At 48.2% G+C, this 14,993-nt stretch carries 19 protein-coding genes; 13 read left to right on the top strand and 6 right to left on the bottom strand.

Annotated elements, in window-relative coordinates; all coding sequences use genetic code 11:
* Nucleotides 1–45: 45 nt before the first annotated feature.
* From hisG to DUW71_RS14720, 4 genes are all read right to left on the bottom strand, one after another.
* Nucleotides 46–675 (bottom strand): ATP phosphoribosyltransferase, encoded by a 630-nt coding sequence (gene hisG, locus DUW71_RS14735; protein WP_119396036.1) that lies wholly within the window; start codon nucleotides 673–675, stop codon nucleotides 46–48.
* Nucleotides 676–684: 9 nt separating this feature from the next.
* Nucleotides 685–1,944, bottom strand: a complete 1,260-nt coding sequence (gene murA, locus DUW71_RS14730) for a UDP-N-acetylglucosamine 1-carboxyvinyltransferase (RefSeq protein ID WP_119396035.1) — start codon at nucleotides 1,942–1,944, stop codon at nucleotides 685–687.
* 6 nt (nucleotides 1,945–1,950) lie between these two features.
* Nucleotides 1,951–2,181 carry a BolA/IbaG family iron-sulfur metabolism protein gene (locus DUW71_RS14725; RefSeq protein WP_119396034.1) on the bottom strand — a complete coding sequence of 77 codons (231 nt, stop codon included), beginning with the start codon at nucleotides 2,179–2,181 and terminating at the stop codon, nucleotides 1,951–1,953.
* Nucleotides 2,182–2,329: 148 nt separating this feature from the next.
* Nucleotides 2,330–2,956, bottom strand: a complete 627-nt coding sequence (locus DUW71_RS14720) for an MlaC/ttg2D family ABC transporter substrate-binding protein (RefSeq protein ID WP_119396033.1) — start codon at nucleotides 2,954–2,956, stop codon at nucleotides 2,330–2,332.
* Nucleotides 2,957–3,095: 139 nt separating this feature from the next.
* Between DUW71_RS14720 and DUW71_RS14715 the strand changes: the two genes are divergently transcribed.
* The 13 genes from DUW71_RS14715 to DUW71_RS14655 all read left to right on the top strand — a co-directional run bounded on the left by DUW71_RS14715 (nucleotide 3,096) and on the right by DUW71_RS14655 (nucleotide 12,595).
* Nucleotides 3,096–4,058 (top strand): KpsF/GutQ family sugar-phosphate isomerase, encoded by a 963-nt coding sequence (locus DUW71_RS14715; protein WP_119396032.1) that lies wholly within the window; start codon nucleotides 3,096–3,098, stop codon nucleotides 4,056–4,058.
* On the top strand, nucleotides 4,058–4,579 hold the full coding sequence (gene lptC, locus DUW71_RS14710; RefSeq protein ID WP_119396031.1) for an LPS export ABC transporter periplasmic protein LptC: 522 nt from the start codon (nucleotides 4,058–4,060) through the stop codon (nucleotides 4,577–4,579). Before DUW71_RS14715 ends, lptC begins: the two co-directional genes overlap by 1 nt.
* Complete coding sequence (lptA, locus tag DUW71_RS14705) at nucleotides 4,542–5,036, top strand: lipopolysaccharide transport periplasmic protein LptA (RefSeq protein ID WP_158584146.1); 495 nt, start codon at nucleotides 4,542–4,544, stop codon at nucleotides 5,034–5,036. Before lptC ends, lptA begins: the two co-directional genes overlap by 38 nt.
* Complete coding sequence (gene lptB, locus DUW71_RS14700; RefSeq protein WP_119396029.1) at nucleotides 5,017–5,739, top strand: LPS export ABC transporter ATP-binding protein; 723 nt, start codon at nucleotides 5,017–5,019, stop codon at nucleotides 5,737–5,739. The genes lptA and lptB overlap by 20 nt, the downstream gene beginning before the upstream one ends.
* 48 nt (nucleotides 5,740–5,787) lie before the next feature.
* Complete coding sequence (locus tag DUW71_RS14695; protein ID WP_119396028.1) at nucleotides 5,788–7,272, top strand: RNA polymerase factor sigma-54; 1,485 nt, start codon at nucleotides 5,788–5,790, stop codon at nucleotides 7,270–7,272.
* Nucleotides 7,273–7,366: 94 nt separating this feature from the next.
* A complete protein-coding gene (gene hpf / locus DUW71_RS14690; RefSeq protein WP_119396027.1) occupies nucleotides 7,367–7,666 on the top strand; it encodes a ribosome hibernation-promoting factor, HPF/YfiA family in 300 nt (99 codons plus the stop codon).
* 7 nt (nucleotides 7,667–7,673) lie between these two features.
* Complete coding sequence (locus tag DUW71_RS14685) at nucleotides 7,674–8,126, top strand: PTS sugar transporter subunit IIA (RefSeq protein WP_119396026.1); 453 nt, start codon at nucleotides 7,674–7,676, stop codon at nucleotides 8,124–8,126.
* Nucleotides 8,123–8,983, top strand: coding sequence for an RNase adapter RapZ (gene rapZ / locus DUW71_RS14680; RefSeq protein WP_119396025.1), 861 nt, complete (start codon nucleotides 8,123–8,125; stop codon nucleotides 8,981–8,983). The genes DUW71_RS14685 and rapZ overlap by 4 nt, the downstream gene beginning before the upstream one ends.
* Entirely contained in the window at nucleotides 8,976–9,245 is a 270-nt protein-coding gene (locus DUW71_RS14675) for an HPr family phosphocarrier protein (protein WP_119396024.1), read from the top strand. Before rapZ ends, DUW71_RS14675 begins: the two co-directional genes overlap by 8 nt.
* A gap of 148 nt (nucleotides 9,246–9,393) precedes the next feature.
* Nucleotides 9,394–10,749, top strand: a complete 1,356-nt coding sequence (gene mgtE / locus DUW71_RS14670) for a magnesium transporter (protein WP_119396023.1) — start codon at nucleotides 9,394–9,396, stop codon at nucleotides 10,747–10,749.
* A gap of 7 nt (nucleotides 10,750–10,756) precedes the next feature.
* Entirely contained in the window at nucleotides 10,757–11,290 is a 534-nt protein-coding gene (gene yjgA, locus DUW71_RS14665; RefSeq protein WP_119396022.1) for a ribosome biogenesis factor YjgA, read from the top strand.
* A 61-nt stretch (nucleotides 11,291–11,351) separates the two neighbouring features.
* Nucleotides 11,352–11,966, top strand: coding sequence for a sigma-70 family RNA polymerase sigma factor (locus DUW71_RS14660; protein ID WP_199671235.1), 615 nt, complete (start codon nucleotides 11,352–11,354; stop codon nucleotides 11,964–11,966).
* Nucleotides 11,963–12,595, top strand: coding sequence for a ChrR family anti-sigma-E factor (locus tag DUW71_RS14655; RefSeq protein WP_119396021.1), 633 nt, complete (start codon nucleotides 11,963–11,965; stop codon nucleotides 12,593–12,595). The genes DUW71_RS14660 and DUW71_RS14655 overlap by 4 nt, the downstream gene beginning before the upstream one ends.
* 63 nt (nucleotides 12,596–12,658) lie before the next feature.
* Here DUW71_RS14655 and DUW71_RS14650 read toward each other — a convergent pair whose 3' ends face one another.
* Nucleotides 12,659–14,155, bottom strand: coding sequence for a TyrR/PhhR family helix-turn-helix DNA-binding protein (locus DUW71_RS14650; protein ID WP_119396020.1), 1,497 nt, complete (start codon nucleotides 14,153–14,155; stop codon nucleotides 12,659–12,661).
* A gap of 294 nt (nucleotides 14,156–14,449) precedes the next feature.
* Nucleotides 14,450–14,977: a phosphatase PAP2 family protein gene (locus DUW71_RS14645; RefSeq protein WP_119396019.1), complete on the bottom strand. Its 528-nt coding sequence runs from the start codon at nucleotides 14,975–14,977 to the stop codon at nucleotides 14,450–14,452.
* Nucleotides 14,978–14,993 lie beyond the last annotated feature (16 nt).

Below are 14,993 nucleotides of genomic sequence, written 5' to 3'. Positions count from 1 at the left end.
ACGAGCGCTGATTTGTGCGGCAAAAACACGCCCGTCGAACTTTAACTACTTAACTGCCGCGGCCAACTGATCAACAATCGGCTGAATACGATTTTGGAATCGTTTGTAAGCTGCACGACTTACTACCAAGCGAGAGCTAATATGATCGATTAGTTCGCGCTCCTCCAAGCCATTGGCTTTTAGTGTGCCGCCAGTATCCACGATATCAACAATTTCGTCGGCAAGACCTAGAATTGGCGCCAGCTCCATCCCACCATACAGTTTGATGATATCCACTTGTCTGCCTTGCTCGGCAAAGTACTTTTTAGCGGTTTTTACAAATTTGGTTGCTACCTTCATACGACCAGCAGGCGGCTTTTGACCAACAATGCCTGCCGTCATTAATCGACAGGTAGCAATGTTGAGATCTAGCACTTCGTAAACATCTTGCGCACCGTGCTCCATTAGCACGTCTTTGCCAGCAATGCCCATATGGGCAACACCGCGCTCGACATATGTTGGTACGTCAGTTGCGCGAATCACGATGAACTTTACATCGTCGTGATTGGTGTCAAAAATCAGCTTTCGGCTTTTGCTGATATCTTCAGAAGGCTCAATACCTGCTGCAGCAAGCAGTGGTAGAGTATCTTCAAGAATGCGCCCCTTCGAGAGCGCAATGACTAATGGTTCACTCATTATATGTCCTTAGCTGAGCCGAGTGATCGGCGCACCCAATTGGGCCAGCTTTTCTTCAATGCATTCGTAGCCTCGGTCAATGTGATATACACGGTCCACCAGAGTTTCACCGTCAGCCATCAAACCGGCCATCACCAAACTTGCCGAAGCTCGTAAGTCTGTTGCCATCACGGGCGCACCTTGCAGGCGCTCAACGCCTTTAATCACCACACTATTGCCTGACACTTTGCAGTTTGCACCCATGCGCTGCAGTTCAGAAATATGCATAAAGCGGTTCTCAAATACGGTCTCTTCAACCGTCCCAGTCCCCTCAGCTAGCGCATTCAGCACACAAAATTGTGCTTGCATATCGGTGGGAAAGGCTGGATGCGGTGCCGTGGTGATATCCACCGCCTGCGGGCGCTTGCCATGCATATTAAGTTCAATCCAGTCGTCACCAGCGGTGACTTCTGCCCCCGCTTCGCGCAACTTCGCTAACACTGCATCAAGGTGCTTAGGCTCAGTGTTGTTTAATTTAACTCTACCGCGTGAAATAGCACCCGCCACGAGGAAAGTGCCGGTTTCAATGCGGTCTGGCGTGACACTATGAACACCGCCTTTTAGCGATTCTACGCCATGAATGGTCAGCGTATCGGTGCCCTCACCTTCAATATTGGCGCCCATCATGCGCAAACATTCAACCAAATCAACAATTTCTGGTTCGCGCGCTGCATTGTGAATCACCGTTGTGCCTTCAGCCAATGTTGCCGCCATTAACGCGTTTTCAGTACCACCAACAGTGACCTTGTCAAACATGATCGTGGCGCCTTTTAGGCGGCCATCAACACGCGCTTTGATATAACCCTCTTCCACCGTAATGTTGGCACCTAACGCTTCCATTGCTTTTAAGTGTAAGTCAACGGGGCGAGCGCCAATGGCACAGCCTCCAGGTAGCGACACGTCCGCGCGGCCAAAACGAGCAAGTAGAGGCCCAAGCACAACAATCGAAGCCCGCATGGTTTTCACAAGCGAATACGGCGCTACTTGATTATGAATATCGGTGGCGTCGATGGTAACTGACATATCTTCCGCCAACGTGGCCTGCACACCCATGCAGCTTAATAGCTCAATCATGGTGGTTACATCTTGCAGGTGCGGCAAATTCTTAATCACCAGTGGCGTTTCTGCTAGTAGACTTGCAGCAAGAATCTTCAGTGCCGAGTTTTTTGCTCCCGAAATACGCGTTTCACCGCTGAGAGGGCCATTTCCACGAATTAGTAACTTATCCATTCGACCTTACGCCTCTTCAGGCGTTTTGAGCTGGTAGCTCACAGCGTGTAGTTCTCCCGAAGCAATTAAGTCGCCAAGCAAGCCATTCAATAGCTGCTCGCGAGCCACACGGCGTTTGCCCGCAAAGCTCGATGATACCACTGCAACAAGCGCTTTATTGCCTTCTACTTGCACAGCAATTTCGCTGTCTTCTGCAACACCTTGGGCGACCAATGATTCAATTTGCTCAGCTAGCATGAAGGACTCCTATATTCAATTGCTGGCGATTATACGCAAACCACCGCCGAAGTTCTAAAAAAGATAGAGGGTAAATGGAAGTTTTTAGTTTGACCATAAAAAAAGCTGGCGATTGCCAGCTTCTCATTGTTTAGCGCTTGGTGGTCAGTTACCGAAATGATGTTTCTTCGTACTCCGCTTGCGCGTAGGCAGACCAGCGCTCAATGGCAGCATTCAGATCGCCGTTCGTTTCGCGCAGTAACGCCTCAAACTGGCGACGGAAAAAACTCCCCATATTGATGCCATTTACCGTAATATTTTGCAGCATCCAACGCTCATTTTTCTCGTCGTAATAAACGCTTTGTGACATCAAATAGCGTGAACCATCGTCGGCGAGTGCTTCGACAAATACTTGAGTATTGGTTAGCGAATCTTGGCGATCACCTTGATCCTCGGCCAATGCGATATCCAGCTCCGAGAACTGCAACATAGCGCGCGCGTAGGTATTCACCATTGACTCACGAAAGGCTTGATAAAAAGCAATGCGCTGATCGCGGTTCGCTTGCGTCCAATACTCGCCCATCACCCCGTATACAATTCGTGCGTAACTGACTTTGTCAGCCAACACATCATCAACTTCGGCCATAAATGCTGGGTCGTTAGGGCTCACCCCAGGGTACTTTTGTACCACTTGCACAACTTCATTCACGCCATCTAGTACTGTTTCTTGCGGTGATGGCACAGCACCAACAAGGGTGCTTAAACTTACTAATATTGCGGCGAACAACTGACGCATAAAACTTTCCTCTAACTCACAACTTTGGTTCAAGCTGAACCCTTTCCATCGTTTACGTGGAAAAAAATCCTTTAGCTTTTGTTCATTGTAATACGCCGCGTTATGCTTACGGAAAATTTTGTCTTAGGAACACTCATACATGTCAGATTTCATTCAGTCAGCCAAACAAAGTATCAGTAAACAGACGGCAGCGATTGAATCCTTGTTACCGCAGTTAGATGACAATTTCACGAAAGCCTGTCAGCTCTGTTTGGCATGCACTGGTCGCGTTGTCGTAACCGGCATGGGTAAATCTGGACACATCGGCAATAAGATTGCGGCAACACTGGCGAGCACGGGTACACCGGCTTTTTTTGTCCATCCAGGTGAGGCCAGCCACGGCGACTTAGGCATGATTCAACCTAACGACGTCGTCATCGCCCTTTCAGACAGCGGCGAAACAGGTGAGTTGGTATCTATCATTCCGCTACTTAAACGAATGAACGTGCCAATGATTAGCATTACTCGCAAATCAAGTTGCACATTGGCTGAGAACGCGAATGCAGCCCTGGCGACTGGTATCAGTGAAGAAGCATGCCCGCTGAACCTAGCCCCTACCTCTTCTACCACAGCCTCACTTGTATTGGGCGATGCACTGGCCATCGCATTACTCGAGGCACGTGGATTTACTGCAGAAGACTTTGCTTTTAGCCACCCCGGCGGTTCATTAGGTCGCAAGCTGTTAACACGTGTGCGTGACCTAATGCATCAAGGTGATGAACTACCTGTTGTGGATATCAATATGAAAGCGCCACAAGCGCTTTCGAGTATGTCACAAAAACGCTTTGGCATCACCGGCGTCGTCGATGCAGAAGGCAAACTGGTAGGCGTTTTCACCGTGGGCGACTTACTACGCGTCGTAGAAAAGGGCACAGATATCGCCGCTGTAAATATTGGTGACATCATGACGCCCGGCGGACAAACCATTTCACCCGATGCCCTAGCAGTGGAAGCGTTAAAGCAAATGGAAGGCAAAATCACCGCACTATTTGTTTGCTTAGGTGACAAAAAGCCAGTAGGCATTATCCATCTACATGACGTGCTGCAAGCTGGAATTGGCTAATGAAACAGTGGCTTGGCGTACTCACACTTATTGCACTCGGCATTGCCTTTGCTCTGCTTAATACGCCTGAGTCGGCACCGAATGCTGCAGGCGAAGCTCGGCGACTACAAATCAGCGCAAGTGACCTCACACGTCAGCAATATGATTTAAATGGTAACTTAGTGGAGCAGCTGAATGCAGAGACCTTCCAGCAATTCACTAACAGCAATGCCGAAATGACGCGAATGATGTTAGTGCAGCCGGACTGGACGATAAGTGCTAATCAAGCCACAACAGAAGACCAAATTAATTTTAATTTGCAGGGTAGCGTGAAAGTCAGCACTAGCGATGGGCTAACACTCACCACCGAAAAACTGCTTTACCAGAGCAACACTGAAACAGGGCATGCCCCTAATTATGCCGAACTGACGCGGGCTGGTTCCATTTCCACGGGTAGATCGCTAAAGTTTGACTTAACCAATGAGTTTATGGAATTCGAGCAGCATGAGAGCAGTACTTTTGTCACTAATCGTGATCAGTAGCACAAGCTTGGCGCTAGAGAGTGATCGCAGCTTACCGATTAATATTCTACAAGCGGATCGCAGCGAATGGGACAACCAAGCCAACGAAGTTCGTTACTTTGGCAATGTCATTGTTGTACAAGGCGAGCTACGTATAGAAGCCGATTCACTGGTGGTGCGCAGTGAAGACATTAATGGCACTGCAACTGTGTCGAACATTATTGCGACAGGAACGCCAGCCTACTATCGCGACCTACTCAACCCAAATGAATCACCAATGGAGCTTTGGGGCAACACATTAACCTATCAAGTATCGCCGGAGAGAATATTGGCAGAGGGCGATGCGCGTATGCAGAAAGGTTGCAACCAACAACAAAGCCCAACCATCGAGTATGATGGCGAAAACCAAAAACTCATTACCGGTAAGGTATCGGGATCAGTTCTACCAGGATTAGCAGATGGCACTGACTGCGAGTAATTTAAAAAAGCGCTACGGCAAACGGCAAATCATCCATGACGTTTCCATGCAGGTTGATGAAAACCAGATCGTTGGCCTACTTGGCCCAAACGGTGCCGGTAAAACGACCTGCTTTTACATGATTGCAGGCCTAGTGGAGAGCGATGCTGGCAGCGTTTCTCTGGACGGTCAACGCCTTGACCACCTACCCATGCATAAGCGCGCCCAGCTTGGCCTGGGCTACCTGCCACAAGAGGCTTCAGTTTTTCGCAAACTCAGCGTTTTCGACAACATCATGGCAGTGCTTGAGCTGCGCAAAGAACTCAAAAAAGCTGACCGACTCGAAAAAGCGAATGCGCTGTTAGATGAATTTAATATCCAGCATATTCGTGATTCACTTGGCATGGCACTTTCTGGCGGTGAACGCCGGCGCGTAGAAATTGCTCGGGCTCTCGCTGCCAACCCCAAATTTATTCTTCTAGATGAGCCCTTTGCTGGCGTTGACCCAATTTCGGTTGGCGATATCAAGGATATCATACGACACTTAAAGGACCGAGGCATTGGTGTGCTAATTACTGACCACAATGTTCGAGAAACACTAGACATTTGTGAAATGGCCTATATTGTTGGGGAGGGAAGAATCATTGCACAGGGCGACGCTGCTACCGTCTTAGCCAACCAAAAGGTACGAGACATCTATTTAGGCGAATCGTTCACTCTGTAGCCTTGGTTCACAAGGATTTTCTTTTGCGTCGTATGAAGTATTGAGCCGATGAAAACTAGCTTACAAATAAAAATGAGCCAACAGCTGACGATGACTCCTCAGCTGCAACAGGCCATTAAGTTACTGCAGTTATCTACCTTGGATTTACAGCAAGAGATCCAACAGGCACTTGACGCCAACCCACTGTTAGAAGTGGAAGAAGATAGCGCCCGCAGCGCCGACGAAATCCTAGCTGGAGAGCAAACACCAACCGAAAAAAACCAAGACACCGCCAGCGATGGCGATGCGTCTGCTAACGAGACGATTCCTGATGACTTGGTTGTAGACACCGACTGGGATGAAATCTATACGCATACGCCAACCTCACACGGCCTAGGCAGCCCAGAAGATGACTGGAACATCGAGGCCTACGGCGTTACCGGAGAGTCATTACAAGACCACATACTTTGGCAGCTAAATCTTACTCATTTTAGTGAGCGCGACGCGCAAATAGCTGAGTTTTTAACCGACTCACTCGATCAAAAAGGATACCTAAATATTTCGGTTAACGAGGCCCACGAAGCGCTTGCAGAGCAAGTGGTTAATGCCAGTGAAGACCCGCTTGATGTTGAAGAAGTGGCAGCGGTGCTTACTCGGCTACAGCAGTTTGACCCGCCTGGCGTGTTTGCCCGCGACCTAACCGAATGCTTGCTTATCCAACTGAACCAACCAGAGTTTGACGGGCAAGATTTAACCCTAGCAAAAACATTAATTTCTGATCATCTCGATAAACTGGGCACTCGTGATTACGCGGGATTAATGCGTGCATTGGGTATTAAAGAAGATGAATTGCGCGATGCCATCGTTCTAATCCAATCACTAACACCACACCCCGGTGGCACCATTATTTCCGGCGAGGACAGCTATGTCATTCCTGATGTTGTAGTGTTTAAAGACCCAGAAAAAGGCAGCTGGCGAGTTGAGCTTAATCCTGAAGTAGCGCCGAAGATCCGTCTGAACACCAGCTACTCGTCACTCGCCCAAAGTGCTCGCAGCGACAAAGACGGCCAGTACATCAAAGACCAGATGAACGAAGCTAAATGGTTCTTAAAAAGTCTGCAGAGCCGCAATGAAACCCTGCTCAAAGTGTCCAGAAAAATTCTCGAAACACAAATTGGCTTTTTTGAACACGGCGTTGAAGCCATGAAGCCCATGGTACTGGCAGATATTGCAGAAGCTGTTGAAATGCACGAATCGACTATTTCACGCGTCACCACGCAAAAATACATGCACACACCTCGCGGTATTTTTGAACTGAAATATTTCTTTTCTAGTCACGTTGCCACCACAGGCGGCGGCGAAGCGTCGAGCACCGCCATTAGAGCGATCATCAAGAAGCTTATCGCAGCAGAAACCCCACGCAAGCCGTTGAGTGACTCTAAGCTGGCAAAATTGCTTGAAGAACAAGGCATTAAGGTTGCTAGACGCACCGTAGCCAAGTATCGTGAATCAATGAACATTCCTCCTTCTAATGAGAGGAAATCCTTGGTTTAATGAGAAATATCAGTGATTCAGAATGATTTGAGTCTAAACTGATAATTAGAGCGAAGGCTCTACTTTATTTAGCCGTTGATTAAGGAGTAAGCGCATGCAAATAAATATTAGTGGTCATCACTTAGACCTCACTGATGCATTACGCGACTACGTACATAATAAACTCGAACGCCTAGAACGCCACTACGACCAAATTAGCAACGTTCAGGTGACGCTATCCATCGAAAAAGAACGGCAAAAGTCAGAAGCGATTATGAACGTCAAAGGCGGCCAAATCTTTGCTGACTCAGAGCACGAAGACATGTACGCTGCGCTTGACCTGATGGTTGACAAGCTAGATCGTCAACTGCTTAAGCACAAAGAAAAATCCGTGGCGAGACAACAAGGTAACTAAAAAATCCATGGCTGATTTTTTCTCCCTACTTAACAAGGGGCGCACCATTATGTGCGCCCCTTCTGCTAATAGCAAAAAGAAAGCACTCGAAGATATTGCCGCAATCATTGAACAGGACACCGGCTTAAGCAAAGCCGATGTATTTGACGCACTATCTTCACGCGAGCGCCTTGGCACAACTGGCTTTGGTGGTGGCGTTGCAATCCCACATTGCCGCATGCCGTCGGTCAGTGACCCCATCGCCTGCTTGATTCGTTATGAACAAACCATCGAGTTCGATGCAGTAGATGGGGCGCCGGTAGACTTATTGTTCGTACTATTAGTCCCCGATACAGCTAATGAGACACACCTTGCTCTGCTAGCAAGCCTTGCTGAGCGCCTACAAACTACTAGTTTGGCGGATAAGTTGCGCCAGGCAAGCAATAGTGATGACTTGTTTGATATTGCAAAATCAGCATGAACACTGAGCTTATTATCGTAAGCGGCCGCTCAGGAGCAGGCAAAACTATTGCCCTGAGCGCCCTAGAAGACTGTGGCTACCACAGCATAGATAATCTACCGCTTACCCTATTACCCGATTTAGTTGATCAACTTAGTGCACAAGCAACTAGAAAAGTTGCTGTTTGTATCGATGCTCGCAATGCGGCGGCCGCTTTGCATAACCTGGATGCAGTATTGCGCTTATTGGCAGAGCGCGAAATCAATACGCGGTTACTGTTCCTACAATGCAGCAACCAAGTGTTGATACAGCGCTTTTCTGAGACCAGGCGCAAGCATCCTTTATCCACTCGGTCAAAGCTATCATTACAAGAAGCACTCGATGCAGAAATAGGGCTTGTTGAGCCTCTGCGAGATAAAGCTGAGCTGCATATAGATACCAGCCAGCTCTCGGTGCACGACCTAAGATCACAAGTGCAAGAGTTTGCCAATGCGATGCCAAACCAAACTGCACTGACTATCATGTCTTTTGGCTTCAAACATGGCATCCCACTTAACGCCGACTACGTATTTGATGTACGTTGCTTGCCCAACCCCTATTGGCAAGCGGAACTTCGGCCTCACTATGGCACCGAACAGCCGATTATTGACTTTTTAGCCAACAAGCCTGATGTTAACGAAATGATTCAAGATATCGAGCGCTTCTGCCTGCGTTGGTTATCGAAACTTGCCAGCAGCAATCGCGCATACTTAACAGTCGCCATAGGCTGCACAGGTGGCCATCACCGCTCTGTTTATGTAGGAGAACAGCTATGCAAATTATTAACACCTCACTGGCAACATGTCAGATTGCAGCATAGAGAAATAAGCCATGGTTGAAAAACAAACAAAGCTAATCAACCTCCGTGGCTTACATGCTAGAGCAGCGAGCAAACTAGTGAACACTGCCAGTGCGTTTGGCAGCAGCATCACTGTAGAAAAAGATGGCAAAGAAGCTGATGCAAAAAGCATTATGGCCGTTATGATGCTTGCTGCCGCAAAAGACCATCAGCTCACCATTAAAGCTACCGGCAGTGATGAAGAAGCCGCACTCGATGCCGTCCTGGCTCTGATTGAAGATAAATTTGGCGAGGAAGAATAGCTTGTCAATCATACCGGATACACCTAGAGTACTCAGTAGCCAAAGCATATCTGGGTGTATCTAAAAACCTCTGCTGCCTTATTCGGTAGCCGCAATACCCGTCCTGAGTTTTTTAAATGCGCCCAGCAGAAAGAAGTAGGGAATTCTGATGGCGCAAGTACTCACAGAACAAGCACTCATAAATGAAGCCAAACTACAGCAAGCAATCACCGATGGTGATTTAGCACTCGCTGAAGAACTGGTAAACGAAGACCTAGGGCCGGCCGAGGTGGCTGACGTCATTGAGTCGACGCCGCCCCGTCAACGCGAGCAAATCTGGTCTTTATTGCAAGACAGCATGCGCACGGCTGTGCTGCCTTATTTACCGGAATCATTGCAAACCGATTATCTAGCAATGATGACACCTCAGGCCATTGCCGATGGTGCTGCAGGCATTGATAGCGACGACTTGGTGGACGTAATCAAACGTCTACCTGATGACATATCACTACAAGTTCTCGATGCGTTAAATGACATAGACCGGGTAGAGATTGAGCCACTATTGCAATATCCAGAGGATGTTGCCGGCGGTTTGATGACGACTGACTATGTCACCGTTCGGGCGAATGTCTCAGTTGACGTAGTGCTGCGCTACTTGCGTGCGCTTGGCGAGCTCTCTAGTGACCTCGACGCGCTATTTGTGATCAACCGGAGTGGTCAGTATATCGGTAAACTGCCGCTGACCATGATATTGACGGCACAACCCGAAGCCATGGTTCGAGAGATAATGCTCGATGCGGAAGCGATCCCCGCCGACATGCCAGAAAGCGATGTTGCCTTGCTGTTCGAGCAACAAGACTGGATTTCCGCACCCGTTGTTAACCAAGACAACCTTTTAATCGGGCGCATCACAGTAGATGATGTTGTCGATGTGATTCGTGAGTCAGGTGAACACTCACTTCTAAGCATGGCGGGTTTGGATGAAGAAGCTGACACATTCGAACATGTTATCCCAGCCGCTAAAAGTCGCGCCGTTTGGCTGGGTATTAATCTAGTGACAGCTGTAATCGCTGCAGCAGTGATAGGTCAGTTTCAAGGCACTATTCAGCAACTTGTTGCCTTAGCTGTATTAAGCCCAATTGTTGCCTCGATGGGCGGGGTAGCCGGCAGCCAAACCCTTACCCTCGTCATTAGGGCGCTGGCAGTTGGTCAGATTAACAGCAAAAACATTCCCTGGCTGCTACTACGTGAGGCTGGCGTTGGCTCACTAAACGGCTTGTTATGGGGCGTACTAATTGGTGCCGGTACTTATTTATGGCAGCAAGATATCCTATTGGCAGCGGTAATTTGCACCGCTACCTTTACGAATTTGCTAGTCGCCAAGCTAAGTGGAGCAGTTTTACCTATAATGTTACAAAAATTAGGCATCGATCCAGCGCTTTCCGGCAGTGTAGTGCTCACAACAGTCACAGATGTGATAGGATTCCTGTCCTTTTTAGGTTTAGCAACATTAGTCCTTTTGTGAGTTAACTATGAGTAAGCGCCCGTTCCAAGACAATCCAGACTACATGCAAGATGACGAGGATTTTGGCCCGTCAAAATCGCAAGTAAAACGCGAAATGCATGAACTGCAAGCCATTGGCGAGCGTTTACTAGTACTGAAAGACGATCAAATCGCCAATATGCCTTTGACCGATGAACTCGTGGTCGCCATTCACGACAGTCGCCGAATCACCAAAAACGAAGCGCGCCGACGGCATCTGCAATATGTGGGCAAACTTATGCGCAAAGCTGATACCGAGGCAATCATCCACGCACTCGACTTACTAGACCCGAGTAGCGAAGCTTTTCAACAACAAGTTGCGCTAGTAGAACATTGGCGTAACAAACTATTGACCCAGGACAATGCCAGCATGGCAGAGTTTCTGGATGAATATCCCTCAGCTGATCGCCAACATTTGAGACAGTTGGTGCGCAATGTACCAGTAAAAGCCGACGGCCCAGACTTAAGCCATAATTCGGCGAAAAAACTATTTAAATATCTTAAATCGTTGCTTTTAAATTGATCTAGCGCAACTTGTCCCTCGTATTACTTGTCACAACAAACCAAATTAAAGGTGTGACTCGATGGCAAGCGCGATGATTGATATGCAGCAGCGTAAGGCAAAGAGCAGAATGGACAGATCCGATGATGAGTGGGGAATATTGCTCGAGAAAATAGCACGTGATCAAGACATGCGTGCGTTTGAGAAAATATTCGGCCACTTCGGTCCGCAAATAAAAAGCTTTGCGCGCACTAGCAGCATTGGCAAGCTTGGTGATAGCTTTCCCGATGATTTGGTGCAAGAAGTTATGACATCGGTTTGGCGCAAGGCACATCAGTACGACCGCAGTAAGGCTAAGGCAAGTACTTGGATATTTACGATCGCTCGTAATCAGCGTATTGATATGCTGCGCCGTACCGCAAAGCTTCAGAACGAAGTGCTGACAGAAGAAATTTGGGATGAGCCTGAGATCGACGGTCCGATCGTAGACGTGCAGCGTCGTGCAGCAGAGCGTTTAATTCATAGCAATTTAGGCGCACTGCCTCCTGAACAGCGTGAAGTGCTCGGCAAAGTATACATGGAAGAGAAGTCCCACCAAGACGTTGCCAACGAACTCGGCATTCCGCTTGGAACGGTAAAAAGTCGAGTAAGATTAGCATTGAACAAATTAAAGGTTTTAGTGGAGCCTGCAATATGACGGTAAAATGGCATCCTGAATTTGATCTCTTAGTTGAGTATGCCGCAGGCAACTTATGCACTGCTCAAGCAATGATGGTGGCAACCCACCTACAGTACTGCCCGCATTGCAAATCTGCGGTAAACAAGCTTGAAATTTTGGGTGGTGAGCTGATGAGTAAAACACCTAATTCAAGCTCGGAGACAGTGTCACCAGACGTATGGCAAAATACACTGGCGGCCATTGCGAAACCAGCGCCTAAGCCGCAGCCAAAGCGCTCGCTCATGCAACGAATCGCACCAAACGGTTTGTCGGCGCTAGACTGGAAGGGTTTGGGTCCAGTGCAAACTGCTCACGTTGATTTAGGTGATGAACGAAATGGTCGGTTGAGTTTATTGAAAATCCGAGCAGGTGCACGAGTCCCCGTTCATAGCCATCACGGGAACGAATGGACACTAGTGCTAGAAGGTGGTTTTTCTGATCATATGGGCAAGTACAATGCCGGTGATTTTGTATGCTTAGATGGCAATCACAAACACTCCCCGGTTGCGGCGGTTAATGAAGACTGCATATGCATGGCTTATGTCGATGAGCAGCTTCACTTCCAAGGCTGGTTAGGCCCGATACTCAACCGAGTAATCAAGCTGTAAAAAGAAAGCAAACGTAAAAAGCCGCTTCAAAAGAAGCGGCTTTTTTATTGCATACAGCGTCGCTTACTCTCGGTTAATACCGTACTCTTTTAGCTTGTTGGCGATTGCCGTATGCGACAGACCTAAACGTTTCGCCAACAAACGGCTTGATGGGTACTGCGGGTAGAGTTTGCGAAGAATGGAGGATTCAAAGCTGCGCACCGCATCTGGCAACGTAGAAATATCTTCTGGCAACTCAACCGCTTCCACTTCACCAAACTGAAAATGTTCTGGCTTCAACAAGTCGCCTTCACAGCGCGACAATGCCATGCTCATACTCTGCTCTAGTTCAGTCAAGTTACCCGGCCAATGATAGCGGCGCAGCATCAACGATGCGTCCTCAGACAGCGTTACCGAGCGCTGGCGAGAAATAGCATAACGGTGCAGGAAGAACCTTGCCAGAGGCACAACATCTTGTGGTCGCTGGCGTAAAGGCGGTAAATCAATTAACGCTGGACTGAGCAGCTTCCATAGTTCTGGCGCCATAACGTCGGCAATTTTTTCACCTGATGCCAGCGGCTCAGCATTAAACATGATGCGCGATTGCATTGGCTTAGGCTCAACACCTACCCCATCATCATATTGATTAGCAGAGATCAATTGCGCTAACTGCTTCTGCAAATTCAGCGATAGCATTTCGACCCGCTCAATGATTAAACTGCCCTTGCCGACTTTGTTGAGCAAGCCATCCGGGGCAGTAAGCATGTCAAGGTTACCTCGATTGTTGAGCACACTAGAATGCACGCGCTCGATCTTACTGTCAGCCCCGAAGCCATATAAATGAATCGCCTGCCCCATTTCGCGCTTACCTACGCCAGGTTCACCCAAAATAATCAGCGGAATAGTCTGGCTTGCTAGGTGCCGTGCTTGGCGATCAAGCTGGCGGGTAAGCGGACCATCGGCCGACAACCATTCGAGCGATGTCACCCCACGCTCCAACACTTGAATTTGGCGACCCAAGCGCTCTGGAGACTTCAGAGTAATCACTGCACCCGATGGCATATCCGGTTCAGCGCCATATTTTTCGCTTGGCAACAAAATGGTGTAAACATCTGCGAGGAACTGGCGACCAGCAAAGCGCACCATCGCAGCACTTTTGCTTTGAATTTCTTCAAACTCTCCTTCCAGGCCGCTGATGTACTGACGCACTGAGCGCCCCTCTAGTGCGTCAACCATGGTACCTAACAGGTTAGCCGCTGAACGGTTCGCAAAGGTAATTCGACCGCGAGCATCAACCGAAAAAACTGGTTCTGGCAGTGCATCAACCAGGGTATTCAAAGCCTGTTGCTGCTGCTCAATTGGCATGTATGGAACAATAGACACATCGTGAACACCATCCGTGCGGCGCAACCGCGGCATGATGGTTTGCAGCTTTTCAAACTCAACCGTCGGGAAATTCAGATACATACCAGTATTTGGTGCTAGCTCAATGCCCGCCAAACTAATATCGTTTTCAACCAAAATACCCAAAATTTCTTGTGCAATGCCAAGCCGGTCATCGCAGACGATCTGTAGCCGCATAGATGTAATTCCTCCTCGAAGGCTATAGTATCGTTCGGAGAAACCAATTTGTCACGGCATCTTTACACAGAATTTGCTGCACCAAGTCAAATAAGCTGGCAATGAAACAGTATTGAAAAGATCAAAGCGTATGGATATCAGCACTTTAACTCATTTTAACTACAAAGTAGCGGCATTTTCACGATGAATGAAATATTAACATTTACCTTAACAACTTAAACCAAAGTGTAAGTTTTTCTTCACTCAATAGAAAACACAAATCATTGGCCTTGAGTGCGCTGCTAAAGGGAGCTTCTAAAGCATAAAACTAAGCGTTGAATGGGCGGCAATACTGCCCAATACAGCCCCTATGATCACATCACCTGGGAAGTGTACCCCCATCATAATGCGACTAGTGCCTACTAGCCCTGCCCAAAAATAAAACATGATGGCCCACACCGGTGCCAGAAAAGTGAGGATCGTTGCCGTTAGGAAGGCCGCCGAAGCATGCCCTGACGGCAAGCTAAACCTGTCGTGAGGGGTAATATAACTAACAAAGTTATCAAGACTATCTTGCGGCCGATTACGTCGTAACCCATTTTTCATCACGAAATAGATCGCACGCTCAATAGTGAACGCTTGCAGTACAACTAAGAAAAAGCGCTGGTTAATCACATCTAGGAGCAGCAAGGCTAAGAACAACCCCGCATACCACCAACCATCGCCAGATCTAGAAACCATTCGACTAAGACGTTGCCAAAATGCTTGATAGCGTGACGACAACATCCATAAAAACACCGCTGCATCTAGGCGATGCACGCGGTGGATAAAACTACGCAACATAAAACCCAACTTTCGC

Origin of the sequence: Salinibius halmophilus (assembly GCF_003577475.1) — a bacterium.
Taxonomy (GTDB): domain Bacteria; phylum Pseudomonadota; class Gammaproteobacteria; order Pseudomonadales; family Natronospirillaceae; genus Salinibius; species Salinibius halmophilus.
Note: the sequence above shows the minus strand (reverse complement) of the source record. Positions and strands in the feature narration are given on the sequence as shown.